This is a genomic window from Pseudoclavibacter sp. RFBJ3 (assembly GCF_002931375.1).
GTDB lineage: Bacteria > Actinomycetota > Actinomycetes > Actinomycetales > Microbacteriaceae > Pseudoclavibacter.
Genome location: NZ_PSXZ01000013.1, coordinates 88,651 through 114,645, shown reverse-complemented (window position 1 = coordinate 114,645; position 25,995 = coordinate 88,651). Strand labels below are relative to the sequence as shown.

Genomic DNA, 25,995 nt, shown 5'->3' with positions numbered 1-25,995 from the left:
GGCGATCAGCTCTGAGGCACGCCTAGTCGAGGGTGCCCCAGGCTGCGATGGCCGCGTCGAGCTCCGGTGTCTGCCCGTCGGAGTCGCGGACGTCGCGGCCCGCGAGCGCCGCGTCGATGGCCTGGTGCATGGCGAGGCCTCCCGACGCGGGTCCGCCCGGGTGCCCCTGGATGGCGCCGCCGACGCCCAGCACGATGTCGTTGCCGAGATCGCCGACGTACGTCGCCACAGTGCCCGGGTGCACGCCGCCGCCGATGATGGGCGCCGTGCTGCGGAGGCCAGGGCGGGGCACCTTGAGCTGCTGCGCGGTCTGCAGGTACTGCAGCCGCGTGATCGGGTACCCGCCGTACGGAGTGTTCACGAGCGCGAGGTCGGCGCCCGCGAGGCGGGGGAGCAGGCCGCTCGCGATGGGCGAGGTCATGCCCGTCGTGGCGTTCTCGAAGTAGGGGGCTGAGCCGGCGAAGTGCCCGAGGATGGGAACGTCGACCGCGTCGGCGAGCGCCTCGACCGAGCCGTAGCCCACGTTGGCGTAGCAGACCATGACCGCGCGAGCTCCCGCATCCACGGCTCGTCTGGCAGTGTCGAGCATGCGGTCCGGCCGGTCGGAGACGTTCGGGATGTACATGGTGCGCCGGCCGGTGACCTGCGCGGCGCGGTCGAGCGCCTCGTTGTAGGCGATGACACGGTCGACGACGGGCGAGAAGGTGGTGTTGCCGAGCAGCTCGTCGTCTTTGATCATGTCGATGCCGCCGAGTGCCGTCTCGTATGCGATCGCGGCGCCCTCGTCGGGGGTCAGGCCCGTGCATGGCTTCAGCATGTTGAGCAGCAGGGGGCGCGACTCGACGTCGAGCACCTGCCGGAGTCCCTCGATGCCGAAGCGGGGGCCAGCGAACGCGTCGAGGCGCGCTCGCGGGAACTCGAGGTCGACGAGCTTCGCCTCGAGCGACGTGGAGGCGTCGTTGCCGATGAGGGTCGTGAGCAGCTGCGGAATCGAATCCCCGATGTTCACTGCCGGCACGCCGATCGTGGCGAAGTACCAGCTCGCGTCGTCTGGCGCCGAATTCGTCGTGTCGGCGGCCGGGATGGGCTGGATGCGCACGATGCGCGCCTCGTGCCTGTCGCGCAGCTCGCGCGTGAGGCCGGGGACGGGAAGCCAGGTGCCGGTGGTCTGGCCGACTGCGAAGCGCTGGACGACGGCGTGCGCGTCCTGGCTCGCCGGCAGCGTGAAGACGTAGCTCGCGAGGATCAGGTCGCGCTCGAGGGCGAGGTCGGCGGGGACGAATTCGATGTCCATCAGTGGTCCTCCTGCTGCTCGGCGAGCTCCTGCTGCTTGGCGGCCGGTGCCGGGGCATCGGCGCCGATGCTCCTGGCCAGCTCCTCGAGGATCTCGGCGGCGCCGTCGTGGGCGTGGTGGCCGACGACGCCGATCGCGATGTCCTTGACCTCCTGGCGGGCGTTCTCCATCGCGAAGGGGAAGCCGATCTGGGTGAGCCAGGCGAGGTCGTTGCCGCCGTCGCCGAGGCCGAGGGTGTGCGCTGGGTCGACGCCGTGCTCCTCGAGCATGGTCTCGAGCGCATGCCACTTCGTCGCATCCGGCGCCACGAACTCGAAGAAGCAGTACATGGAGCGGGTGCCGGACGGCGCGGCGTCGAAGATGCGGTCGGCGACCTCGTCGAGTTCCGCCTCGCTGCCGAAGAGCATCACCTTGGTGATGTCGTCAGGCAGCTCGTCGGGATCGCCGACGATGATGTCCCGCTCGTTGAGCTCCCGCAGCATCCGCGAGCACTCGCCGTCCCGGTCGACGTAGATGTCGGTGACCGACCACCAGGTGCGTTCGAGCCCGAGGCGCGCGCCGAGGTCCAGGATGCGCCTGGCCTCGGCGTGCGTCATCGGCGTGATCGTCGTGTTGGTGTCCTCCACCGGGTCGAAGATGACCGCCCCGTTGTTGCTTGCGACCGTGTTGCGGATGCCCGCCTCCCGCGCCAGCTCGAGCACGTTCTGTCTCGCCCGTCCGGTGAGGAGGATCACCGGGATGCCGTGCTCGACGAGCGAGCGGAGGGCTGCTGTCGTGCGCGGGGTGAGCTGGTGGTCGGCTCCGGCGATGGTCCCGTCGACATCGAGCGCGACTGCGCGCACGGTGTCGAGGTTCACGGATGCTGGCACGAGGGGGTGCTCCTTCGGGTCGGGTCGGGTCGGATCGAGGTCAGGCGGTCGGGCGTCGAGCGGCTGCGTGGTGCGGCGGGTGCTTGGAGCTCGTCGTCAGCCGGCGGCTCCGAGGACGGCGCCGAGGCCGAGCACGATCGTCGTCGCCGGCCAGATGGCTGCTGCCGGCGGGTCGATGTGCGTGTCGCCGTGAGACTGCCACAGGCGGGCGAAGAGTTCCCCGAACCAGGCTCCCAGCACGCCGGCCGCGGCGCCGATGATGATCGCGAGGGCGGCGTTCTCGCCGACCAGGGGGTAGAAGGTCGCGGCCGCGATGGAGGCCGGCAGCGTGATGTGGTGCGTGACCGGCACTGGCTGGCCTGCGGAGAGGAGGATCAGGGAGAGCGCAGAGATGCCGAACACGAAGGTCGACGCGTTGGCGGCTTCCGGGAAGGCCTGCAGCAGCGTGATGGAGATGAAGGAGGCGAAGAGCCCCGCTCCGACGCCGAGCGCCGTGTTGATGCCGAAGCTCTCCTGGGCGCGGATCCAGGAGCCGGCGTCGTTGGGCTCGAAGGAGTCGAAGCCGCTCTTGCCTGAGTTGTTCCGGGCGAAGACCTTGGTGCGCCCGAAGAGGACGCGGGCGAGGATGGCGCTGATGACGACGGTCAGGGCGACGGAGTCGGTGATGGCGCCGAAGCCGGGGATGATCGCGATGAGCTTCTGCACGAAGTAGCCGAAGAGCCCGAAGACGGCTCCGACGGCGAGCACGTCCGGCTTGGCGAGTGCGGCGAGGGGCAGGACGATGTCCTTGCCGTTCTCCATGTAGCCGCGGCGTGCCGCGTACGCGGTCGCGGCGACACCGCCGGCGAACGCGATGTGGGGGCCGAAAGCGGGACCGAACGCGAGGCTGCTGATGATGGGTGCATCCGGGACCGCGACTTGTGCGACGAACCCGACGATGACGAGCACACCGGTGAAGACGAAGGCGTGCAGACTTCCGATCGCTGCTCCGAAGAAGCCACCTGCCAGTGCGGCGAGGATGGAGAACAGGTCGATTTCCATGGGCGAGGCCTTTCTCGACACGCGTCACCGTTGACGCGAACTCCCATGAGCATATACAAGTCTATACATGCATGTGCAAGCATTGACATGTTCGTACACCGATCGTACGCTCGGCTCTGGCGGAACACCGCCCCGTGATCACAAAGAAGTGGGACGAAATGGCAAAGTACATTCTCGGCATCGACGAGGGCACGACGAGTGCCCGCGCGTTCATCATCGATGAGGACTGCAACGTCGTGGGCTTCGCCCAGGCGGAGCTCACGCAGCTCTACCCTCGACCCGGCCTCATCGAGCACAACCCTCGCGAGATCCTCAACACCCAGCTCGAGGTGATTCGTGCCGCTCTGCGTGACGCGAACCTCGAGCCGAGCGATCTCAGCGCGGTCGGCATGACCAACCAGCGCGAGACCGGAGTGGTGTGGGACAAGGAGACGGGCGCGCCGATCTACAACGCCATCGTGTGGGCGTCCAGGCACTCGGTGGAAGTCGTCGAAGGCTGGGTCGAGCAGGGCATCGGCCCGCTCATCCAGGAGCGCACGGGCCTGATCCCGGATGCGTACTACACGGCCTCCAAGATCCGCTGGATCCTCGACCAGGTGCCGGGCGCCCAGGCCAGAGCTGAGGCGGGCGAGCTGCTCGCCGGAACGATCGACACGTGGCTCATCTGGAACCTGACGGGCCGCAAGGCCTTCGTGACCGATACCTCCAACGCCTCCCGCACCATGATGATGAACCTCGAGACGCTCCAGTGGGATGAAGAGCTGCTCGGTCACTACGGGATCCCTCGCAAGATGCTCGCCGACATCGTGCCGAGCGGCGAGATCGTCGGCGACCTCAGCGCGACGTTCGGGGCCCCCGTGCCGATCGGCGGCAACCTGGGCGACCAGCAGGCTGGCCTCTTCGGGCAGGCCGCCTTCAGGAAGGGGCTGAGCAAGATGACGTACGGCACCGCTGGCGTGCTGAACATCAACTCCGGTGACAAGCCGCAGCGCATCGAAGGGCTCACCCCGAGCGTGGCCTGGACTGTCGAGGGCAAGACCTCGTACGAGATCGAGGGCGTGCTCTTCGCCATGGGCAAGACCATGCAGTGGCTGCGCGACGACCTGCAGTTGATCCACGCGGCCCCAGACAGTGAGTGGTACGCCGGACAGGTGGCCAGCACCGAGGGGGTGTACCTTATTCCCGCCTTCACTGGTCTCGCGGCGCCGACCTGGGACCCGCACGCTCGCGCGGCCATCATCGGCATGAGCAACGCGACCACCCGACTGCACATCATCCGCGCCGCCGTGGAATCGATGGTGTTCCAGACCCGCGACGTCGTCGAGGCCGCGACGCAGAGCGGCGAGATCTCCATCTCTGAGCTGCGCGTCGACGGCGGCGCCGTCAAGAACAACCTGCTCTGCCAGTTGCAGGCCGATGTGCTCGGCATTCCAGTCGTGCGTCCCAAGATCGCGGAGGCCACCATCTTCGGTGCCATGCTGCTCGGCGGGATGTCGGCCGGCATCTTCGCCGACCTCGAGGAGGTCGAGAGCAAGTGGAAGGTCGACCGGGTCTTCGAGCCGCAGCGCTCGCGGGATGAGGCCGACTCGATGTACGCCGGCTGGCGCGCTGCTCGGGAGCTCACCATGGGGTGGGCCAAGAAGGTGGCGTAGCGACTCCCTTTCCGCGAGGTCGGAGGTGCCCTCTGGAACATCCAGAGGGTACCTTTGTGCTTGATCGGAGAGGTTTTGGCGACGATTACACGGCTTCGGACCATCCAAGTCCCAGGCGGTCCCGCGTAGTCTGCTGGTTGGCAGTGTTGGGCACGTGCGCCGATCAGGCGCAGTGGTGGTCATTTGGGCAAGTTTTCACGGTTCTCGAGGAGACGCCGTGCTGCAGAAGAATGCAGGGAGTTCCAGCCCGCACCCCACCCTGGGCGGCGCTGAACCCTCGCCCTTTTCGAGCGTTCGCGCGCCATCACAACCGTCACTGAAAGCGTTCCACCGTTGCCTGCATCGAATACCGGCCCTCGCGCCGGGGAAGAACTGCCCCCGAAGCTCCGGCGAGCCCTGCAGCGCACCCCCTCTTCGTCGACGTCGCCCGTCAGCCTGGTGTCCTGGCGTCGCTACCGTGTCGGCGCGCCCGTTGGCAAGGTCCTCACCTCCACGTCCAACGGTCCGCTCGATCTTCAGTTCGACGCCACAACCGACTCCAGCGTCGGTGTTCAGCAGCGGGCGACGATCACCGCGCTGAAGGGGGTCGGGAGGCATCTTGCTGTGTCGCCGGCTCGGGGGAGCAGGGCGACGCGGTTGAGCATCGCCTTCAGCCGAGCGGTGCAGGGCGTCTCGTTCTCCCTGCTGAAGATCCCGGGCGTCGATGACGAGGATGCGCGGATCGTCGTCACCTCCTCCGGTCTGACCTTCGAGCGCGAACGCGGCCTCGGGGGTGATGGCTCGGAAGCCGATCCGTTCCACAACCTGGGGTCGCGCCAGCGCAGTCTCCGCCTTTCCTGGAGGGGGCCCGTGTCGAGGCTCGTGGTGCAGCTCATCCACGGCCAGCAGGACGATGATGCCCGTGTGCTCCTCCGGCTGAGCGACCTCGTGCTGCTCGACGCCGTGGCCTCGAGCTCGGACCCAGACCCGGAAGCGGAATCGGGGCCCAGGCCGACGGCGTGGGGAAAGAGCGAGGACTGAACTCCTCGTCGAGTTCGGTCCCTCCGTCACTCGTTCGCGGAGGGACCGAATCTCCAGGGGTGGTTCGAATCAGGTCCCGCTGCAGAGGATGAGCGTCGAGCTGACCGCGCCGCTCGGCTTCGCGGTGGACCCGGCCGTGAAGCCGGTCGGGAGCGTCGCGGTGGCGTTGAGCGTGAACGCGACGGAAATCGACAGCGTGGTGCGCAGCTCGAGCGCCGCGTTCGCGGGCAGTGCCGACGTGAGCGTGATCCGGCGCGTGTTTCCGCTGAGGACGTTGACGTTGGCGGTGGCGCCCGTGACGGAGAAGACGCCGATGTTGGCGATACCCGAGCCGACGATGTCGATCTGGGTGCCGATCGGCAGGGGCTGCGCACCCGCCGTGACCACGAACCCGGGGCCGATGAGGGCGAGAACTCCGCAATCGCCGACCACGCGGAAGTTGCCGACGTTGACGAGCTGGGACGAGGAAGCGAAGGGTGCGGCGGTCGCCAGCGCGATGACGGGAACCGACCACGCGGCACCCTTCACGAGGTTGCGGCGATCAATGGTCTTCGGTGCTTTGGGGGAAGAATCGGTCATGGGGGGAGACCTCTCGCGAGTGACGACGTTGTTCGAGCAAGTGCTCCCCGCTATTGAATGAAGAATCGCTTTTGCGCACGGAATGAGCGCTTATCCCGTCGCGTTCTGCCGGATAGACGGCGCGAATCGTTCAGCCTGCCCGGGTCGAGGGCGAGAGAATGCAGAATGCAGTGAGAAGTGCTAGGCGCTCTGGGGCGAAGCGGATACTGCGTTGAATTGATACCGCTTCAGAACGCGGTGCATGACTTGCGATGAGGAGAATCCGGAGAGCTCCGCGAGCTGGGTGACCGGCACCTGCGCGTAGCGCTCGTCGTTGAGCAGCTGGTGCGCCAGCTCGGCTCGAGCGCGTCGCAACGCGGAGGCCGGAGCGTCCCCGTGCGTGTGGAACTCCCTCTGGAGCTGCCGCAGGGAGACACTCAGATCCCGCGCGATGGTCGACGGCGAGACGTCGGGGTCCGCGCGTCGCACGATCATGAGCTCCAGCGCGCGGGGGTAGAGGCCCTGGGTGCCGACCTGCACGTCCGCGTGGAAGCCCTCGCTGCTCAGCAGGAGCGCACCCGACTGCTCGTGGAGCAGCTGCTGGAGGAAGTAGGAGGACAGGACCGTCGGATCCTCGTCCAGCCGCGCGAGCACCTCGAGGAACGAGGTCACAGGGCGTGCGAGCGCCGTATCGGAGCGCAACACGCCGCTGTGGTTCGAGACCCGCACGCCGAGGTCGGCCGCGACCTGGGCGGGAACCGACGCGAGGATCACGGCGGAGGCTTCCTCGAATCTCATCGAGGACTGCGCTCCCGGCCCCAGGAAGAAGCCCCCGCTGGCCGTGATCGTGTGCGACGCACCCGTGGGGTCGATGGTGAGTCGTCCTTGGCGGACCAGCCCGAGGACGATGCGCTGTCGCGCTGACTCGTTCTCGATCCGCACCGGTCCCGTGCGGACCTCGGCCCGGAACACGCAGCCGTTCTCGAAGACCACGCCGGCGGCGGACAGGTGCCAGTTGCGGTCGTCGCTCGAGAATCGACCGACCCCCGTCTCCACATCCGCGCTCGCCGAGACTCCGTCCACGACGGAACGTTGAGAGCTCAGGATCAGCGAGGATCGGTGAGCGCCGGGGGGAGCGGCCATGCAACAAGTGTTCTGAATCCAGAGGTCTATTGCAAGATAGGTCGCCTTCGGTGGCGTGTCGCGGGCTTCATAATGAGACTTTTTTGTGGGTGATTGCAGCTTTCAGAGGATGCAATTCAATTCACCGAATTCCCCGGGTCGATTGTCGGAGAATTCCCCAAGCTTGGTGAATGGCGTTCACTTAGTCGTGGATGCGGAAGACGACCTTGACGCCTTTCGCGACGAGATCCATCCCTGCCCGCCAGTCCTCCAGGGCGAGCTCGCGCCCGATCACGGCTTCCGTGTCGATGCGCCCCTGGCCCATGAGCCGAAGTGCCGTGCGGTAGCTTGACGGGCGCTTCCCTCGTGATCCCTTGAGGGTCAGCTCTCGGTTCACGACGGCGCCGATGTCGAAGTCCGGATTGCGCGTGTAGAACGCCACCATGATGAGCTCACCGCCCTTCGCGAGCAGCTCGAGTGCGCTCTCTGCAACCTCCGGGCTGCCGGAGCATTCGAACACGGCGGCCGCGCCGAGTCCGCCCGTGAGCGACCTCACGAGCTCGACGACCGATTCGCGCTCGCTGTCCACGACGTACGGGATCCCCATCTCCAGTGCGCGGTCGAGCGTCTCCCGGTGTCGGCTGCGCCCCACGAGGATGGGCGTCGCACCCACGGCGAGGGCGACAAGTGCTGTCAGCTGCCCGACCGCCCCAGGCCCGGTCACGACGACGACCTCGCCGGCGAGTGGCGCGGAGCGCTCGACGACGGCGTGCACGGACACGGCGAGGGGCTCTGTCAGCGCGGCCGCTCGGAGGCCCACCCCCGGTGGCAGTGCGTGCACGGCGCGTTCGGGCATCGCGATGCGGTCCGCCAGTGCGCCGTCGGTCGTCGTGCCGATGCCCGTGCGCTTCGCGCAGCGGTTGTACTGCTCGGACCTGCAGTAGGTGCACTGCATGCAGAGCACGGCATCCGTCTCGAAGGTGACCGGAGTGCCGATCTGCAGGTCGGCACGCACGACCCCGTCGCCGAGGGCGGCGATGGTGCCGGATGCTTCATGGCCCAGGATGCGCGGGGTGTGCTGGTCGCCGACGCTGTCGATCGCGTGCCGGTCGGTGCCGCAGACGGCGCCGTAGGCCACGTCGATGAGCACGGCATCGTCGGCGATGCTCGGCTCCTTCACGTCGCGCAGTTCGACAGCCCCGGCTGCTGGCGAGAACTTGAGGAGAGCTTTCATGCTCCGATCCTGGCAAGGACCGGAGCAAAGTACAAGCATGTACAAGACTGTGCATGGCTAGACAAGTTCGGTCAGGTGTATTACTGTCACGAGCGATAGGCCAGCACTGGCACCTCAATGGAGAGGAACACCCCCAATGACCTCGTACCTTCTCGGCATCGACGCGGGAACATCCGTCATCAAGGCCGCCGTCTTCGACGAACGCGGCACGGAGCTCAGCAGAGGCGCCGCGAATGTGCCCATCTCGAACCCCAAGTCCTACGAGGCCGAGGAAGACATGGAGACCGTCTGGATCGCCGCCACCACGGCCATCCGCGACGCCATCACCGGCAGCGCGGTGCGGCCCCGCGAGATCATCGCGATCTCTGTCACCGGCCAAGGCGACGGCAGCTGGCTCATCGACAAGAACGGCAAGCCGGCCGGTCCCGCCATCCTCTGGACGGACGGCCGCACGGGCAGCATCATCGACGAGTGGTACACCGACGGCACCGTCACGAAGCAGTTCGACATCAGCGGCACCGGCCCATACGCCGGCACCGCCTCCGCCATCCTCCGCTGGCGCCGCGACAACCAGCGCGAGCTCCTCGAAGGCGCCACGCAGCTGTGGTGCAAGGACTGGATCGAGTACCGCCTCACCGGCGACATCTCCACCGATGCCTCCGACGCCAGCCTCTCCGGCATCGACGCACGCACCCGCCAATGGTCAGACGAGGTCCTGCGCACGTGGGGCATCGAGGACATCAAGCACGTCCTGCCCAAGATCAAGTCCTCCACCGACCTCGCTGGCGAGATCACCGAGGAGGCTGCTGGCGTCACCGGACTCATCGCGGGTACCCCCGTCTACAAGGGCCAGATGGACATCACCGCGTCCTCGCTCGGCGTCGGCGTCGCCCGCCCAGGCGACTGCATGGCCGTGATCGGCACCGCCGGCATCGTCACCGTCGCGACCGACACGCTCGAGCACGGCTTCGAGCCCGCAGACTCCGGCTGGGTCATCCCGCACAGCCCCGACACGTGGATTCGCGCCATGGGCATGAACTTCTGCACGCCCAACCTCGACTGGTTCCTCGCCGAGCTCGGCGCCGCCTTCTCGCTCGAAGCCCGCGGCAAGAACATCGACATCTTCGACTACCTCGACGAGGTCGTCACCGAGACCCCCGTCGGAGCCGAGGGCGTGCTGTACCACGGCTACCTCGCGCCGGGCGGCGAACGCGCGCCCTTCGTGAAGCCCAGCGCCCGCGGCTCCTTCAATGGCATCACTGGCTCCCACACGCGCCGCCACATGCTGCGCGCCGTCTACGAGGGTGTCGCCTACGGCATCCGCGACTGCCTCGACTCCATCCCGACCGAGGTCAAGACCGTGCGCATGGCCGGGGGCGGTGCGAACAGCGCCGTCTGGTGCCAGATCTTCGCGGACGTGCTCGGTCGGACGATCATCGTCCCGGCGGGCACCGAGTTCGGCGCCAAGGGCGCCGCCATCGTCGCGGGCGTCGGAGCCGGCGTCTTCGCGTCCTACGCCCAGGGCGCCGACGCGACCGTCAACATCGTCCGCACGTACGAGCCCAACCGCGACAACACGAAGATCTACGACCGCTTCTTCCCCGTCTACCGCAGCATCCGCACCGCGATGCTGCCCATCTGGGACGAGCTGCAGGCGGCGACCAGGACCGACGAGCAGTGAGAGCCGACGTCCCAGACGCGTACCTCTTCGACCTCGATGGCACGATCTACCTCGGCGGTGGTCTGCTCCCCGGGGCCCGAGACACCGTCATCGAGCTCCGGGAGGCGGGAGCCACGGTGCTGTTCTGCAGCAACAACCCCACCAAGACGCCGGGCGACTACGCAGAGAAGCTCACCGCCCTCGGCATCCCCACCGACGAGCGCGACGTGTACACGAGCCTCGTGGCCACCGTCGAATGGATCACCCGTCACCGGCCGGGCGCGACGGTGTTCCCCATCGGCGAGCAGCCGCTCCTCGGCGCGCTCATCGCTGCGGGCATCACCGTGAGCGAGGACCCGGAGGCGATCGACCTCGTCGTCGCCTCCTACGATCGCCACTTCGACTACCGAAAGCTGCAGATCGCGTTCGACGCCATCTGGATGCACAAGCGCGCGGAGCTCGTGGCCACCAACCCCGACCGGTACTGCCCGTTCCCGGGCGGCAGAGGGGAGCCGGACGCGGCCTGCGTGACGGCGGCCATCGAGGCCGGCACGGGCACCCGCTGCGTCGCGGTCTTCGGGAAGCCGAGCGTCGACTTCTTCGACGTCATCGCGGGCGCTCGTGGGCTCGACCCGCAGCGCACCGTGATGGTCGGCGACCGACTCGCGACCGACATGGCGTTCGGCAGGGCCTGGGGTGCCGGCACGGCGCTCGTGCTCACCGGCGAGGCGCAGCCCGGCGATGCCGAGCTCGCGCCGGGAGCCGAACGGCCGCACGTGGTGCTGTCCGGCATCGACCAACTCGTGGACCTGCACCGCTCAGGTGCCTGGAGCAGGCTCGAACGCGACCTGACCACAACCGAACGGGAGGCCGCCGCATGACGGCAGCGCTGCAGGCATACGCATTCGAGGCCTCCGGCGGCAAGCTCCGGGTGCTGCGCTACGAAGCTGATGTGCGCCTCGCGGTCGGTCGCGTGCTGCGAGACCTCGGCGTGCCCGACGGTGCCGACGTCGCGCTGCTCGCGGACGGCGCGCAGAAGCTCACCTCGACGGGCGAGCTCGGGGAGGAGGTCACGGCCGCGCTCGCCGCGGGGGGATACTTCGTGCGCCGCCCGGCCCTGGAGATCGGCGGGCACGGGCTGGTCCTCGACGAGGCGACCGTCGCGAGCGCAGCGTCCGCAGTCGATGGAGCGCGGGCGGTGGTCACCGTCGGCTCCGGCACCGTCACCGATCTCGGCAAGGCGGTCGCCCCGGCTGGGGTGCTGCTCGTCGCGGTGCAGAGCGCGCCCTCCGTCAACGGCTTCGCCGACTCGCTCAGCGTGCTCGTGCGCGGCGGGGCGAAGTCCACGACGCCCACGAGGTGGCCGGACGCGCTCCTCATCGACGCGGATGCCCTCGACCGTTCACCGGCCCGCCTCGTGGCCGCCGGTGTTGGCGACGCGGTTGCCATCGGCTGCTCCGGCGCCGACTGGCTGCTCGCGTCCGCGCTGCAGGGCACGCGGGCAGACGCGGCGGCGCTCGTGCCGATCCGTGACGCCGTCGCTCGCCTCGCCGCTGGGGCGCACGCCCCCGGCGCCATGCCCGCGCTGGTCGACGCGCTCACCGTCGGCGGCCTCATCATCGGCGCACTCGGCACGACCGCGCCGCTCTCGGGCAACGAGCATCTCCTCAGCCACATCCTCGACATGTCCGCCATGGCACAGGACCAGCCGCACGACCTGCACGGCGCGCAGGTCGGGGTCGCGACGGTGCTCAGCGCGGCACTGTGGGATGTCGCGCTGAGCGAGGGGCTCGTGCGCCTCGCACCCGGCTCCGCGTATCCCGACGACCTCGAGGAGCGGGTGAGCGAGCTCTGGTCGCGGGTCGATGCGAGCGGCCGCCTGGGTGCCACGTGCGCCGCCAACGTCGAGCGCAAGCGCGCGCTCTGGCAGGGCGGCGACGGGCTCGCACCAGGCGTGCTCGCCGAGGTGCGGGCGCAGCTCGTCACGCCGGAGGCGGTCGTCGGCACGCTGCGCGCATGGGGTGCGCCGACTCGCCTCCGCGAGCTGACGCCGCCCGTCGACGCCGAGACGGCGAGGTGGGTGCTGTCCGCGCTGCCGTTCATGCGCGATCGGCTGACGCTGGCAGACCTCCTCGTCGTCGGCGGAGCCTGGACCGACGAGTTCCTGGACAAGGTCATCGCCAGGGCAGACGCGGCCGGCGGCGGGCTGTAGAGACTCCGCGCCGACTTTCTCGAGGGAAAGGGCCACGCGGCGCGTAGGGACGAAGGGCCGGACATCCCACGGTGTCCGGCCCTTCTTCGCGCCCCGGTGGCACATCTCGGGCATCAGTCTGCCGCTCGGGTGAGGTCCAGGGCGGGTTCGGTCAACGCTGACCAACATCGGTGCACGAACACGGCGTCGGGCGCAGCGGAGGCTCGGCAGGCACGATTCGTGCACTCATGTTGGTCAGAAGATCGCTGGGTGCTGGCGAGGGGGAGGGGCGCTGAGCGTCGAAGGCGGCGGGGCGGGTCGACAGGACCCGTCGCCCATGAGTGTGCGCGCACAGCAGGAGGGGCGGACACCGCGTGGTGTCCGCCCCTCCTGTTCGGCCGGTTCCCTGGCGGGGTGTGGCCTCGCCCGGGGAAGGAGCCCCGGGCTAGATGAGGAGACCCAGCGGCTTCTCGATGAGCTCGCGGAGTCTGGCCAGCCACCTGGCCGCGATGATGCCGTCGACGGGCCTGTGGTCGACGGACAGCGTCACGGTGACGACGGTGCCGACTCCGAGCGTGTCGTCGTCGAGCACAACCGGCACCTTGCGCGCCGCGCCCACGGCGAGGATCGCGGAGTGCGGCGGATTGATGATGGCCGAGAACGCGTCGACGCCGAACATGCCCAGGTTGGTCACCGAGATGGCGCCGCCCTGCAGCTCGCTCTGCTGGAGCCGGCCCTCGTTGGCGCGCGCCACCGCGTCCTTCACCTTCGCCGCGAGGGCCCCGATGCTGAGCGCCCCGGCGTTCGCGATGACGGGCGTCACGAGGCCGCGCTCGCTGGCCACCGCGACCGCCACATCCTGGGTCGCGAAGGACACCACGGCGTCCGGCGTCCAGATCACGTTGAGCTCGGGCACGTCCCGGAGTGCGAGGGCGGCGGCCTTCACGAAGAGGTCGTTGACGGAGATTCGGATCTCGCTCGCCTCGTTGAGCTGTGTGCGCAGGGCAAGCAGCTCGTCGACGCGCAGCGTCGCCTCGAGGTAGAAGTGCGGGGCGTCGCGCTTCGAGGTCTGGAGGCGGTTCGCGATGAGCCTGCGCAGCTTGCTGTGCGGCGTCGCCTCCCCTCCCTCCGGGAGGTCGATGTCGGCAGCCGGGGTGGGTGCCGGCTGTGCGGCAGCGCGCTGTGGTGCGGGAGCGGCTGCGGCCGGGGTGGCGGCGGACGCGCGTGCCCGTTCGACGTCGTCGCGCACGATCCGCCCGTTCGGCCCCGTGCCGTCGAGGTCCTCGATCGACAGCCCGTACTCCTTCGCGAGGCGACGAGCGAGGGGGCTCGCGAAGATGCGACCGCCCTTCGGCCCCGGGTCGCACGACCTGCCGGTCGAGCCGGTGGCGCACGACGCGTCGGCGGTTGAGCCCGTGGAGGCATCGTCCTGCGCCGCCTCGACCGACACTGGATCCGGGTTCACGGGGGCGGCCTCGTCTTCGGCGACGGACGCAGACGCTGCGGTTGCAGCCGGCGCGCTCGGCACGACCTCGGCGCTGGCCGGGGTTCCGCTGAGCTGGGCGGCGAGCTCGGCGGCTGCAGAGGGGTCCTCGCCGACTGCGAGCACGATCGCGATGGGGTCCCCGACGGGAACCATGTCGCCGACGTCGGCGAGGAGCGTGTGCACGACGCCGTCGAGCTCTGCGACGATGTCGACGACCGCCTTCTCCGTCTCCACGGCGGCGACGGCTTCGCCCTTCTTGACCGAGGCGCCGGCTGCGACGAGCCAGTTCTCGAGTGCGGCCTCATCGGAGTCGGCGGAGACTCCGGGCATCCTGAGGAATGTTGCCATGTCAGGTTCTCTCTCTCGCTCAGAAGGCCTTGAGGGCCGCGACGATGTCGGCCGTCGTGGCGTTCGCGGCCTCTTCGAGCGCCTTGGAAATGCTCGGGGATGCCTCGCCGCCGTGGACTCGCGCGACGGGGGCGTCGAGCCAGTCGAAGAGGCGCTGCTGGATGGCGTCTGCGAGCCAAGCGCCGTAGGAGGTGCCCTGCGCGCCCTGCTCGACGATGACGACGCGGTTCGTCTTCTTGATGGAGGCCTCGAGCGTGTCCCAGTCGATGCTGGCGCGGTCGAGCCAGCGGAGGTCGATGACCTCGCCGTCGACGCCGGACTCCTCGACGGCGTCCAATGCGCGCTTCACCATCGAGAGGTACGAGATGACCGTCACGCCGGAACCCTCGCGCCGCACAGCGGCCTTGCCGAGGGGGAGCTCGTAGTCGAGATCCTTCGGCGCGAGGCCCTCCGTCTTGTACAGGTCGGCGTCGTGCTCGAGCACGGCGACCGGGTCTTTCGTGCGCATCGCCGTGTTCAGGAGGCCGACGTAGTCGACGGCCGTGGATGGGGCGATGATGCGCCAGCCGACGGAAGTGGCGAGGATGCCCGCCGGGTCCATGGAGTGCTGCGAGCCGTATCCGGTCGACGTGCCGATCTTGATGCGCAGGATGAGCGGCATGTCGTGCTCGCCGCCGAACATGTGGCGGGCCTTGCCGATCTGGTTGAAGAGCTGGTCTGCGGCCACCCAGAGGAAGTCGGCGTACATGAGCTCGATGACGGGGTAGTAGCGGCCGTCGAGCGCGATGCCCCCGCCGAGGCCAGTGAACGCGGCCTCGCTGATCGGGGTGCCGAGCACGCGGCCCGGGTACTTCTCCGCGAGCCCCTTCGTGGCGCCGCGGGAACCGCCGCTGAGCTTGTGCACGTCCTCGCCGAGCACGATGACGCTGTCGTCCGTCTCCATGCGGCGATCCATGACGGCCGCGACGACGTCGACGAACTTGCGCTTCTCGAGCTCGTCATCGGCGAAGTCGCCCCACTCCTTGACGTCGCCCGTGAACTCCGGGGCCTCGCCGCGGATGCCGATGTCGATGAAGTCCGTCGACGGCCACAGGCTCTGCTTGATCTGCAGCTTGCCCGGGCGCCCGGAGGCGTCGGGTTCGACGATGCGCGAGCCCACCTCGGTCATGACCTCCTTGATGCGGCCGGCCAGGCTGTCGAGCTGTTCACGCGTCGCGATGCCCCGCCGCTCGAGGTGTGCTTCGACGAGCGCGATGGGGTCGCGGTCGCGCCAGCCCTGCTCCTCGTCTTTCGAGCGGTAGCCGAACGCGCTGCCCGGGAATGGGCCGTTCTGGTGGAAGTACCGGTAGGTGTCCGCTTCGATGATCGCGGGGCCCTCGCCTGCTCGCATGTGCTCGAGGGCCTGCTGCGTGGCGAGGTAGACGGCGAGCGTGTCCTGTCCGTCGACGCGCCAGCTGCGGATGCCGAACCCCTGGCCGCGGCCGGAGAGTCTGGATTCGCCTGTCGCTTCCTCGACGGTCGTCGAGACCGCGTACTGGTTGTTCTCGATGAAGAAGAGCGTCGGCAGCTTCCAGGCGGCGGCGAGGTTGAACGCCTCCAGCACTGAGCCGATGTTCGCCGCGCCGTCACCGAAGTACGTGACGGCTGCCGCGTCGCTGCCGGCGTGCTTGTCGGCCCACGCGAAGCCGGTCGCGAAGGGCACCGCGCCGCCGACGATGGCGTTCGTGCCCATAGCGCCGGCTTCCTTCCACTGGAGGTGCATGGAGCCACCGCGGCCCTTGCAGTAGCCGTCCTTGAGGCCGGCGATCTCCGCGAGGCTGCGGTAGAGCACGTCGACCACTTCGGGGCTCAGCTCGTCGTCGACGGAGAAGCCCGTCGGCTGCACGTACCCGAAGACCTTGGCGAGGAACTGGTGGTGGCCTCGGTGCGAGCCGTTGACCTGGTCGGCGGGGGTGAGGGGGACGCAGGAGCCGACGGCGCCGCCTTCCTGGCCGATCGAGGAGTGGGCGGGGCCGTTGATGAGCTTCTGGCCGGCGAGGTTGAGGACTTCCTCCTCGAAGGCCCGCACGAGGTGCAGCTGCACCGCGAAGTTCTGCAGGAGCTCCGGGGCTGCGTCGTCCCAGTCCTCCTGGGTGGTCTCCAGCTGGACCCAACTCACGTTCGGCTTGAGGTTCTTGATGGTAGACATCGAGTGTGTGATCCTCCGCTCGTGAGCTCCCTGGTGGGGAGCTCATCTGTCTGGGCGACAGCGCTGCACTGCGCTTCCCAGTTGTCTGTACATGCACGGTCCTGGCTTCACATAGGATTGGCCGGGCGAGCCATGAACAGAGCCTACTGTACATGGCTAGACATGTATATGCATCTAAGGACGTTGGTGAAACCGTGGCCGATCAAGGACTCAGCGGAGAGACGCTCGACAGAAATGCGGCAGTCCCGCTCTACGTGCAGCTCGCTGACGTGCTGCGCTCGAAGATCCAGAGCGGAGAATGGAAGCCTGATCAGCGCATTCCCTCCGAGAACGAGCTGAACCAGATCTACGGCATCAGCCGGATGACGGCGCGCAACGTGCTCTCCAAGCTCGTCGACGAGGGGCTCCTGTTCAGGGTCCACGGCAAGGGCACGTTCGTCGCCCACCAGAAGATCAGCACGAAGTCGCCGTCGTATCAGGGCATCCGCGAGCAGCTCGAGCAGCAGGGATTCGCGACCCGCACCGAGATGCTCGAGCTCGAGCGCATCGCTGGGGGAGGCCGCATCGGCCAGATCCTCGGCATCGGCGAGACCGAGAGCCTCTTCATGGTCCGCAGGCTCCGCTACGCGGAAGACGAGCCCATCAGCATCCACGAGTCATACGTGCCAGAGCGACTCGCGCCCAAGCTGCTCGAAGCCGACCTCGTCACCCGCCAGCTGTGCACGGTGCTGGAGGAGAACCACCAGCTGCGGATGGCGAACGTCATCGAGACGCTCGAGTCGTCGGTGCCGTCGAAGTCCACGCTCACGACCCTCAAGGCGCGAACCGGCACCCCGATGCTCCTGCTCGAGCAGCGCATCTCGAACGACGACGGCACGCCCTTCGAATTCACGCGCATCCTGTTCCGCGGCGACAAGGTCCGGCTGGAGTTCTCCTACTCGCTCTGACGCAGGCAGCGGATGCGGCAGCCGCGAGCGACACGAACGGGCCCCGACCGGGGAGGAGCATCCATCCTCGGTCGGGGCCCGTTCTTCTTCGTGCGGGTCTCTGCGGGCACCGCCTGTCGGAGAGTCAGGTCTCGTGCACCTCGCACGGCATCACGCCGCCAGCGCTGCCTCCAGCGAGGCGACGGTGATGGTTCCATCAGCGCGAGTGAGGTCGGCGCCGCGCAGCGTGGTCGACGGGGCGCCGGCCTCGCCGAGATGGGAGACGACACTCGTCGCGGCGGGGAAGTCGTCGTCCGCCGTGAAGTGGCTGACCGTGACGATGTGCGCCAGGCCCGCAGCGGCGGCAGCCTGCGCGCCGCCCCACGAGTCCTCGATGACAACCGCCTCGTCCTTCGCGAGCCCGAGCGTGTCGAGCGTGAGGAGGTAGATGTCCGGGGCCGGCTTCTTTGCGGGCACGACGTCGCCGGCGAAGACTCCGGCAAGACGGGACCGCAGGTCCGCACCGATCACGGTGTCGAGCACGGCCTCCACGCTGCCGAGTGCCGACGTGGACGCGACGGCGACGACCCAGCCGGCGTCCAGCGCCTCCGCGATGAGGCGGCGAACGCCGGGGCGGCCAGGCACGCTGCCTGAGCCCATGATCTCCACGTACGCCGCCGACTTCCGCTGGTGCACGTCCGCGACGAGTGCGTCCAGCTCGGCCGAATCGGCGGGGGCGAACTCGGGATGCTCACCCAGGTAGGCCTTGAAGCGCTCCTTGCCCCCACCCACCCGCAGCAGCTCGCCGTACTCGTCGGCGCTCCACTGGAAGCCCAGCCCGAGCTCGTCGAAGACCCGGTTGAAGGCGACGAGGTGACCGTCGAGCTCCGTGTCGGCCAGGACTCCATCGCAGTCGAGGATCAGTGCGCGCGTCATGCCGCTGCCCCGTTCGCAGTGTCGCGGCTTCCGAAGAGGTCGATGTGCTCGGTGACGGTCGCCGTGACTGCCTCGACCTGTTCCGCGAAGAGCTTCACCGGCTCCCATTTCCCGCTTGCCTCTGCGGCGACGAGGTGGCGGTGCGCCGAGTGCAGGTAGGCGAGCTTGAGCGCCGTGGAGATGTTGATCTTCGAGGTGCCGGAGGCGATGAAGCGCGCGAAGTCCTCTGCCGAGAGGCCGGTGCCGCCGTGCAGGACGATCGGGATATCGGTGCGGCTCGAGAACTCGGCCGCCCGGTCGAAGAGCAGCGTCGGGTTCGCGGTGTAGAGGCCGTGCGCCGTGCCCAGCTGCGGGGCCAACAGGTCCGTGCCCGTGTCGTTCGCCACCTCGAGCAGGGTGTCGACCGAGTAGGCGTGCGTGGCCTCGTCCGAGCCGACGCCGTCTTCCACGCCGACGATGTTCTCGATCTCCGACTCGACGTCGACTCCTGCTGCGTGCGCCTCCTGGACGACCTCGCGGGTCTCTGCCCACGCCTGGTCGAGACCCCGGTCGGAGGCGTCGAAGAGCACGGAGCTCCAGCCCTGCGCGATCGCCTCGGTGATGACGGCACGGTCGGGGCAGTGGTCGAGGTGCAGTGCGACCGGCACGTCGACGGCATCAGCCGCGATGCGCGCGGCGGCGGCGAGCTGCGCAGCGCCGACGACCTTGAGGGTCTTGACGGACGTCTGCAGGATGATCGGCGAGTTCGCGGCCTGCGCCGCGGCGACGGTGGCCTGCAGCGACAGCTGGTCGACGATGTTGACGGCGGGGATCGCATACCCGCCAGCCCGGGCGGCGGCAGCGAGCCGCCGCGTGCTTGCGAAGGTCATGGTGTTCTCCTACGTGGTTGGGTCGGCGCGTGAGGCCGCTGGGTTCGGTCGTGGAGCGGGTGGATGCGGAAGGTCACGGGTGAGGGGCCTGCGTTGGTCCGTCACTCGTCAGCTCCTGGATGCCGCCGTGCTGGCGGCGGTCGCGAGGATGATCGCCGTGGACTGGGCGCCCGGGTCTCGGTGCCCTCGCGAGCGCTCGCCCAGGTAGCTGGCACGCCCCTTCGTCGCGATGAGCGGCTCCGTGGCGACCGCGCCTGCTGCGGCTGCCTCCGCGGCGGCCGCCAGCGTCTCCGCCGGGCCCGCACCTGCGGCGGCGGCCGCCTTCGCCGCCTCGACCGCCGGGGTCCAGGCGTCCACCATCGTCTTCTCGCCGGCGTGCGCCTTGCCGCGTTTCATGAGGCTCTCGAGCGCGCTCTCGAGCATCGTCGCGACCCCGGCGCCGTCGAGTGGGAACGTCGCGCACTTCGCCGCTCCGATGAAGACCGAGCCGTACAGGGGGCCGGATGCGCCGCCGACCGTCGACATGAGGGTCTTGGCGGTGACGGCGAACACCTCCTTGACGCTGATGGGGGTGCCTTCCCCGACGGCTGTCGCCGCGGCTGCGAGGCCTCGACTCAGATTCTCGCCGTGGTCGCCGTCGCCGATGGCCCTGTCGAGCTCGATGAGCTCCGTGCGTGCCGTCAGGACGTCGGCAGCCGCTGCCTGCACCCAGGCGATCGCCCAGCCGGTGTCGAGTTCGTCGGTCATGCGCCCGTCCGCCATCCGCTCGTGTGGACGGGGGCATCGAACAGCTCGGTGAGTTCGTCGTCGAGGCGCAGGAGGGTGATGGAGGCGCCCTTCATCTCGAGCGAGGTGAAGTAGTTGCCCACCAGGCTGCGCTCGATGGTCACCCCAAGGTCGTCGAGGACATCGGCGGCGTGGTTGAAGAGGATGAACTGCTCGGAGAGGGGGGTCCCGCCGAGGCCGTTCACGAACAGCAGGACCCGGTCTCCCGAGGTGATCTCGAGGTCGCCGATCACACGCTCGAGGAGGATGTCGGTGATCTCGTCGGCCGTCGTCATCTCGCCGCGTCGAACCCCGGGCTCACCGTGCACGCCGATGCCGATCTCGATCTCGTTGGGCCCGAGATCGAACGAAGGCCTGCCGACGGTGGGGACGGTGCACGCTTCGAGCGCGAGGCCCATCGTGCCCATGTTCGTGTTGGCCTTCCTGGCGATGCGGACCACGTCGGCGAGGTCGTCACCGCGTTCGGCTGCGGCACCGGCCAGCTTCATCGTGACGATCGTGCCAGCGACGCCGCGGCGACCTGCCGTGTAGGTCGAGTCCTCGACCGCGACGTCATCGTCGAGCACGACCGTCTCGACCTCGATGCCCTCGAGGTCGGCGAGCTCTGCCGCGGCCTCGAAGTTGAGGATGTCACCCGTGTAGTTGAGGACGAGGTGGACGACACCGCGGCCCTGATCGGCGGAGCTCGTCGCCGCGAGGATCTGGTCGGGGGTGGGGGAGCTGAAGAACGCTCCGGGTGCGGCTGCGTCGAGCATCCCGGCGCCGACGTAGCCTCCGCCGAGCGGCTCGTGCCCGGAACCGCCGCCCGAGATGACGCCCACCTTGGGGGAGGCGGCGGGCGCCGCCCTCGAGAAGTGCACGGGATCGGTGTGCAGCGTGACGAGCGACGAGTTGGCACGCGCGAACCCGCGCATGAACTCGTCGAGGACGGTCGCGGGTGTGTTGATCAGTTTCTTCACCGAATGCTCCTTTGCATCGTGGCGTACAGCTCGATCGTGACTACAAGTACATACAAGCATATTCAAGTATGTACATGTTGTTGATCTCACCGGATCACGAGATTAGCATACATGTATATACAAGTATGTCCAACTCGTGCCCGGAAGCACGCGCACGCGGTGCGCCGGAGGGTGTCGGCTACTCTGCGCGATGCCTCAGCTCGCGCCCCCGAACGACGTCCTTCTCGATCTGCTCGAGGCGCCTGGCGCTGGCCTTGGTGTCGCGCGGAGGCAGCTGGATGCTCTGCTCCGCCGCGATGCCGCCCCGCAGCTGCCGGACACGCTCGATCTCCGCATCGCACTGCGCACCGAAGAGCAGGGCGAGGTTCACGATCCACAGCCACAGGAGCCCGACGATGACACCGGCAACGCTGCCGTAGAGACGCTCGTAGCTGCTGAAGTTCGCCACGTAGAAGAAGAAGCCAGCGCTCGCGATGCCCGTCACGAAGAGTGCGATGAACGCGCCGAGCGTCATCCACTTGAACTTCGGCAGCTTGACGTTCGGCGTGCCGTAGAACAGGACGGCGATCATCACGATCACGACGAGCAGCACGATCGGCCACCTCGCGAAGCTCCACACGGTCAGCGACGCGTCGCCCAGGCCGATGATGCCGCCGATGGCCGAGGCCACCGGTCCCGAGAGGGCGAGGATGGCGAAGATCACCAGCATGAGCAGCAGGAGCACGATCGTCCACAGCATCATGGTGGGGCGCAGCTTCCAGAACGGCCGCCCCTCGTCGATCTCGTACACCGTGTTCATCGCGTGCGAGAAGCAGTTCACGTAGCCCGACGCAGACCACAACGCGCCGAGCAGACCGACGATGAACGCCGTGCCTGCGCCCTGCGACTCGCCCAGCTGCAGCACCGTGCTCCGCAGCGTCTCCGCGAACGTCGGGTCTGCGAGGTGCGTCGACATCTCGTCGATGAAGGACACCGCCGTGTCGGTCAGCCCGAACAGGCCGATGACCGACATCAGCGCCAGGAGCGCGGGGAACAGGCCGAGCAGCATGAAGAAGGTGAGCGCCGCGGCCAGGACCGTGCAGCGGTCGCGGAGGAACTCCCGGATGGCGCGCATGAGGATGTACCGCCAGGCCGGGCCGACCACGTTCCTCAGCCCGTCTGGCTTACGGGGGTCTCGCGCATCCGGAGCCGTCCGTTCCTTGACGACGCTGGTCTCATGGGCTGCCCCGGGGGTGGTCATAGAGGCAGGCTAGGCGCGCGCGGTGCCCTCGGCGGGGAGGGCGCGCGCTCGGCCGCCACCTCGACGCGAGAAAGAGAAGGGGAGCAGCCGAGTACGGCTGCTCCCTTTCGCTGGTGCTCACGTCGTGGCTAGACGCGGCCCTTCAGCATTGCCTGCTTGACCTCGGCGATCGCCTTCGTCACCTGGATGCCACGCGGGCAGGCCTCGGTGCAGTTGAAGGTCGTGCGGCAGCGCCAGACGCCCTCGCGGTCGTTGAGGATGTCGAGGCGGACCTTCGCGTCCTCGTCACGGGAGTCGAAGATGAAGCGGTGCGCGTTCACGATGGCGGCAGGTCCGAAGTACTGGCCGTCGGTCCAGAACACGGGGCACGACGTGGTGCACGCGGCGCACAGGATGCACTTGGTGGTGTCGTCGAAGCGCTCGCGGTCGGCGATCGACTGGAAGCGCTCCTTGCCCTTCTCCGGCTCGGCCTGAGCCTTCAGGAAGGGCTGCACCTCGCGGTACGCCTCGAAGAACGGCTCCATGTCGACGATGAGGTCCTTCTCGAGGGGGAGCCCCTTGATGGCCTCGACGTAGATGGGCTTCGAGATGTCGAGGTCCTTGACCAGCGTCTTGCACGCGAGGCGGTTGCGGCCGTTGATGCGCATCGCATCGGAGCCGCAGATGCCGTGTGCGCAGGAGCGACGGAACGCGAGCGAGCCGTCCTGGTCCCACTTGATGCGGTGCAGGGCGTCGAGGATGCGGTCGGTCGGGTACATCTCGACATCGAACGCCTCCCAGTACGGCTCGGTGTCCGTCTCGGGGCTGTAGCGGCGCACGTTGAGCGTCACCGTGAACGGCTTGGGAGCCTCGATGGGCGCCTCGGGTGCTTCAGTCGTTGCAGCAGTCATTCTGTGAAGCCCTTCCTAGTACTTGCGCTCGGTCGGCTCGTAGCGCGTCACGCGCACGGGCTTCTTGTCGAGACGGATGTGGTCTGCGGGGTCGGGAGACTTCCGGTCGCCCGTGAGGTACGCCATGGTGTGGTGCATCCAGTTGACGTCGTCGCGCTTCGGGAAGTCGTCGCGCATGTGGCCGCCGCGGCTCTCCTCGCGGTTGAGGGCGCAGTACACGAGCACCTCGGCGAGGTCGAGCAGGAAGCCGAGCTCGATGCCCTCGAGCAGTTCCGTGTTGTAGCGCTTGCCCTTGTCGAAGACCGAGATCTCGGTGTACCGCTCGCGGAGGGAGTGGATGACCTTCGTCGCCTCGGTCAGCGTCTCCGAGGTGCGGAAGACCTGGGCGTTCTTGTCCATCGTCTCCTGCAGCTCACGACGCAGGCCGGCGACCGACTCGGTGCCGGTCGATGCCTGCAGGTCGTCGACCATGCCCTTGACGAACGCCGCTGCGTCGTCGGGCAGGGGAGCGAACTCGGCGGTCTTGACGTACTCGACGGCGTTGCGGCCGCTGCGCTTGCCGAAGACGTTGATGTCGAGCAGCGAGTTGGTGCCGAGACGGTTCGAGCCGTGCACCGAGACGCAGGCGCACTCGCCGGCCGCGTAGAGGCCGGGGATGACGGTCTCGTTGTCGGAGAGCACCTCGCCGGCGTTGTTCGTCGGGATGCCGCCCATCGCGTAGTGCGCGGTCGGGTACACGGGGACCGGCTCGGTGACGGGGTCGACGCCGAGGTAGGTGCGCGCGAACTCGGTGATGTCGGGCAGCTTCGTCTCGAGCACCTCGGCACCGAGGTGGGTGCAGTCGAGGTACACGTAGTCCTTGTGCGGGCCGGCGCCGCGGCCGTCGAGCACTTCCTGCACCATGGAACGAGCCACGATGTCGCGGGGCGCGAGGTCCTTGATGGTCGGCGCGTAGCGCTCCATGAAGCGCTCGCCGGAGGCGTTGCGGAGGATGGCGCCCTCTCCGCGCGCACCCTCGGTGAGGAGGATGCCGAGGCCGGCCAGGCCGGTGGGATGGAACTGGTAGAACTCCATGTCCTCGAGCGGGAGGCCACGGCGCCAGACGATGCCCATGCCGTCACCCGTGAGGGTGTGCGCGTTCGAGGTCGTCTTGAAGACCTTGCCGAAGCCGCCGGTCGCGAAGATGAAGGCCTTGCCCTGGAAGACGTGCAGCTCGCCCGTCTTGAGCTCGAGTGCCACGATGGCCGCAGGGACCTCCTGGCCGTCGACCTCGGTCATGACGATGTCGAGCGCGTAGAACTCGTTGAAGAACTTGACGTTGTGCTTGACGCAGTTCTGGTAGAGCGTCTGGAGGATCATGTGACCCGTGCGGTCAGCCGCGTAGCAGGCGCGGCGAACCGGCGCCTTGCCGTGGTCGCGCGTGTGGCCGCCGAAGCGACGCTGGTCGATCTTGCCCTCCGGGGTGCGGTTGAAGGGCAGGCCCATGTTCTCGAGGTCGATGACCGCCTCGATGGCCTCCTTCGCGAGGATCTCGGCAGAGTCCTGGTCGACGATGTAGTCGCCGCCCTTGACGGTGTCGTACGTGTGCCACTCCCAGTTGTCGTCCTCGACGTTCGCGAGAGCCGCCGCCATGCCGCCCTGCGCCGCACCGGTGTGCGAGCGAGTCGGGTAGAGCTTCGTGACGACAGCCGTGTCAGCGCCCTGCGCGGCCTCGATGGCCGCGCGCATCCCGGCGCCGCCGGCGCCCACGATGACGATCTCGTGCTGGTGGTAGTGGACGCCGTCGACGGTGCGCGTCGGAGCGAGCTTCTCTGCCATGTGTCTGTGGCTCTTCTTTCTGAGGTGGTGGAAGTCGTGTGGCCGAGCGGGTCGGCTAGGCCGGGCAGAAGCTCGGCAGGTTCTCGGCTGCGCCGTTCGCGGGGCACGGGTCGAACGTGTAGATCACGAGGAGGCCGAGGACGATGAGCACCGTCGTGACGAGGAACAGCGTGACCTGCAGTGCGCGACGCGTGCTCGCCTTCGACACGTAGTCGTTGATGATCGTGCGCATGCCGTTGGCGCCGTGGATGAACGCGAGGACCAGCATGAGCGTGTCCCAGACCACCCAGAAGGGGTCTGCCATCTTGCCGGCGACGAACGCGAAGTCGATGGCGGCGACGCCCTGGCCGACCATGAGGTTCGTGAAGAGGTGGCCGAAGATGAGGATGACCAGCAGCACACCGGACACGCGCATGAACGCCCAGCCGATGCGCTCCCAGTTGGTGCTGTTCTTGGCGGCAGCTGCTGAACGGGGGTACTCGATGGTTTCGATAGTCATGGCAGCTCCCTCCTAGTGGCTGAACACGTTGATGAGGTGGCGGGGCGTGAAGCCGATCATCGTGACGACGCAGAGGCCGATGACGATCCAGAACATGAGCTTCTGGTACTTCGCGCCGCCGGGCAGGAAGTCGATGAGGATGATGCGGATTCCGTTGAACGCGTGGTAGCAGATGGCTGCCACGAGTCCGACCTCGCCGATGCCCATGATGGGCGTCTGGTAGGTGTGGATGGCCGCGTTGTAGGCCTCAGGACTGACGCGCACGAGCGACGTGTCGAGCACGTGCACGATCAGGAAGAAGAAGATGGAGACGCCGGTGATGCGGTGGAGGACCCAGGACCACATGCCCTCGTTCCCCCGGTACAGCGTGCCGCCGCGTCGCGGCTTCTTCGCTGTGTTCTTTGGGGCT

General features: G+C 68.2%; 23 protein-coding genes. 6 read left to right on the top strand and 17 right to left on the bottom strand.

Annotation, left to right across the window (positions count from 1 at the left end; translation table 11 throughout):
• Nucleotides 1-22 precede the first annotated feature (22 nt).
• From C5E07_RS12675 to C5E07_RS12665, 3 genes are all read right to left on the bottom strand, one after another.
• Nucleotides 23-1,294: a RuBisCO large subunit C-terminal-like domain-containing protein gene (locus C5E07_RS12675; protein ID WP_104299693.1), complete on the bottom strand. Its 1,272-nt coding sequence runs from the start codon at nt 1,292-1,294 to the stop codon at nt 23-25.
• A complete protein-coding gene (locus tag C5E07_RS12670; RefSeq protein ID WP_104299692.1) occupies nt 1,294-2,163 on the bottom strand; it encodes an HAD family hydrolase in 870 nt (289 codons plus the stop codon). Before C5E07_RS12670 ends, C5E07_RS12675 begins: the two co-directional genes overlap by 1 nt.
• 96 nt (nt 2,164-2,259) lie before the next feature.
• Complete coding sequence (locus tag C5E07_RS12665; protein WP_104243097.1) at nt 2,260-3,204, bottom strand: hypothetical protein; 945 nt, start codon at nt 3,202-3,204, stop codon at nt 2,260-2,262.
• 158 nt (nt 3,205-3,362) lie between these two features.
• On the opposite strand from C5E07_RS12665, the gene C5E07_RS12660 reads away from it, so the two are divergent.
• Nucleotides 3,363-4,856 (top strand): glycerol kinase GlpK, encoded by a 1,494-nt coding sequence (locus C5E07_RS12660; RefSeq protein WP_104243095.1) that lies wholly within the window; start codon nt 3,363-3,365, stop codon nt 4,854-4,856.
• A 333-nt stretch (nt 4,857-5,189) separates the two neighbouring features.
• Complete coding sequence (locus C5E07_RS12655) at nt 5,190-5,876, top strand: hypothetical protein (protein WP_146080593.1); 687 nt, start codon at nt 5,190-5,192, stop codon at nt 5,874-5,876.
• Nucleotides 5,877-5,945: 69 nt separating this feature from the next.
• On the opposite strand, the gene C5E07_RS12650 is transcribed toward C5E07_RS12655, so the two are convergent.
• From C5E07_RS12650 to C5E07_RS12640, 3 genes are all read right to left on the bottom strand, one after another.
• On the bottom strand, nt 5,946-6,455 hold the full coding sequence (locus tag C5E07_RS12650) for a hypothetical protein (protein WP_104299690.1): 510 nt from the start codon (nt 6,453-6,455) through the stop codon (nt 5,946-5,948).
• A 180-nt stretch (nt 6,456-6,635) separates the two neighbouring features.
• Nucleotides 6,636-7,577, bottom strand: a complete 942-nt coding sequence (locus C5E07_RS12645) for a helix-turn-helix domain-containing protein (RefSeq protein ID WP_104243089.1) — start codon at nt 7,575-7,577, stop codon at nt 6,636-6,638.
• 181 nt (nt 7,578-7,758) lie between these two features.
• Nucleotides 7,759-8,790 carry a zinc-binding dehydrogenase gene (locus C5E07_RS12640; RefSeq protein ID WP_181058011.1) on the bottom strand — a complete coding sequence of 344 codons (1,032 nt, stop codon included), beginning with the start codon at nt 8,788-8,790 and terminating at the stop codon, nt 7,759-7,761.
• Between the two features lie 136 nt (nt 8,791-8,926).
• On the opposite strand from C5E07_RS12640, the gene C5E07_RS12635 reads away from it, so the two are divergent.
• Genes C5E07_RS12635 through C5E07_RS12625 form a run of 3 tightly spaced genes read left to right on the top strand, consistent with a single transcriptional unit; the run spans nt 8,927 to nt 12,662 of the window.
• Nucleotides 8,927-10,471, top strand: coding sequence for an FGGY-family carbohydrate kinase (locus C5E07_RS12635; protein ID WP_104299688.1), 1,545 nt, complete (start codon nt 8,927-8,929; stop codon nt 10,469-10,471).
• Nucleotides 10,468-11,331, top strand: coding sequence for an HAD-IIA family hydrolase (locus tag C5E07_RS12630; RefSeq protein ID WP_104243083.1), 864 nt, complete (start codon nt 10,468-10,470; stop codon nt 11,329-11,331). Before C5E07_RS12635 ends, C5E07_RS12630 begins: the two co-directional genes overlap by 4 nt.
• Nucleotides 11,328-12,662: an iron-containing alcohol dehydrogenase gene (locus tag C5E07_RS12625; protein WP_104299687.1), complete on the top strand. Its 1,335-nt coding sequence runs from the start codon at nt 11,328-11,330 to the stop codon at nt 12,660-12,662. Before C5E07_RS12630 ends, C5E07_RS12625 begins: the two co-directional genes overlap by 4 nt.
• A 424-nt stretch (nt 12,663-13,086) precedes the next feature.
• Here C5E07_RS12625 and C5E07_RS12620 read toward each other — a convergent pair whose 3' ends face one another.
• Nucleotides 13,087-14,475: a dihydrolipoamide acetyltransferase family protein gene (locus tag C5E07_RS12620; protein ID WP_104299686.1), complete on the bottom strand. Its 1,389-nt coding sequence runs from the start codon at nt 14,473-14,475 to the stop codon at nt 13,087-13,089.
• Between the two features lie 19 nt (nt 14,476-14,494).
• Nucleotides 14,495-16,663: a thiamine pyrophosphate-dependent enzyme gene (locus tag C5E07_RS12615; RefSeq protein ID WP_104299685.1), complete on the bottom strand. Its 2,169-nt coding sequence runs from the start codon at nt 16,661-16,663 to the stop codon at nt 14,495-14,497.
• A gap of 194 nt (nt 16,664-16,857) precedes the next feature.
• On the opposite strand from C5E07_RS12615, the gene C5E07_RS12610 reads away from it, so the two are divergent.
• A complete protein-coding gene (locus tag C5E07_RS12610) occupies nt 16,858-17,610 on the top strand; it encodes a GntR family transcriptional regulator (RefSeq protein WP_219820080.1) in 753 nt (250 codons plus the stop codon).
• 150 nt (nt 17,611-17,760) lie between these two features.
• Here the strand turns inward: C5E07_RS12610 and C5E07_RS12605 are convergent, their stop codons facing one another.
• The 9 genes from C5E07_RS12605 to sdhC all read right to left on the bottom strand — a co-directional run bounded on the left by C5E07_RS12605 (nt 17,761) and on the right by sdhC (nt 25,931).
• Nucleotides 17,761-18,525: an HAD-IA family hydrolase gene (locus C5E07_RS12605; protein ID WP_104299683.1), complete on the bottom strand. Its 765-nt coding sequence runs from the start codon at nt 18,523-18,525 to the stop codon at nt 17,761-17,763.
• Nucleotides 18,522-19,394 (bottom strand): class II fructose-bisphosphate aldolase, encoded by an 873-nt coding sequence (locus C5E07_RS12600; protein ID WP_104243070.1) that lies wholly within the window; start codon nt 19,392-19,394, stop codon nt 18,522-18,524. Before C5E07_RS12600 ends, C5E07_RS12605 begins: the two co-directional genes overlap by 4 nt.
• 108 nt (nt 19,395-19,502) lie before the next feature.
• Nucleotides 19,503-20,141: a dihydroxyacetone kinase subunit DhaL gene (gene dhaL, locus C5E07_RS12595; RefSeq protein WP_104299870.1), complete on the bottom strand. Its 639-nt coding sequence runs from the start codon at nt 20,139-20,141 to the stop codon at nt 19,503-19,505.
• Nucleotides 20,138-21,139 carry a dihydroxyacetone kinase subunit DhaK gene (dhaK, locus tag C5E07_RS12590; RefSeq protein ID WP_104299682.1) on the bottom strand — a complete coding sequence of 334 codons (1,002 nt, stop codon included), beginning with the start codon at nt 21,137-21,139 and terminating at the stop codon, nt 20,138-20,140. The genes dhaL and dhaK overlap by 4 nt, the downstream gene beginning before the upstream one ends.
• A 178-nt stretch (nt 21,140-21,317) precedes the next feature.
• Nucleotides 21,318-22,379, bottom strand: a complete 1,062-nt coding sequence (locus C5E07_RS12585) for a YihY/virulence factor BrkB family protein (RefSeq protein ID WP_104299681.1) — start codon at nt 22,377-22,379, stop codon at nt 21,318-21,320.
• 128 nt (nt 22,380-22,507) lie between these two features.
• Nucleotides 22,508-23,269: a succinate dehydrogenase iron-sulfur subunit gene (locus C5E07_RS12580; protein ID WP_104243064.1), complete on the bottom strand. Its 762-nt coding sequence runs from the start codon at nt 23,267-23,269 to the stop codon at nt 22,508-22,510.
• 15 nt (nt 23,270-23,284) lie between these two features.
• Complete coding sequence (gene sdhA / locus C5E07_RS12575; RefSeq protein WP_104243062.1) at nt 23,285-25,087, bottom strand: succinate dehydrogenase flavoprotein subunit; 1,803 nt, start codon at nt 25,085-25,087, stop codon at nt 23,285-23,287.
• Between the two features lie 55 nt (nt 25,088-25,142).
• A complete protein-coding gene (gene sdhD / locus C5E07_RS12570; RefSeq protein WP_181058009.1) occupies nt 25,143-25,586 on the bottom strand; it encodes a succinate dehydrogenase, hydrophobic membrane anchor protein in 444 nt (147 codons plus the stop codon).
• A 12-nt stretch (nt 25,587-25,598) separates the two neighbouring features.
• Nucleotides 25,599-25,931: a succinate dehydrogenase, cytochrome b556 subunit gene (gene sdhC / locus C5E07_RS12565; protein ID WP_104252310.1), complete on the bottom strand. Its 333-nt coding sequence runs from the start codon at nt 25,929-25,931 to the stop codon at nt 25,599-25,601.
• Nucleotides 25,932-25,995: the final 64 nt, after the last annotated feature.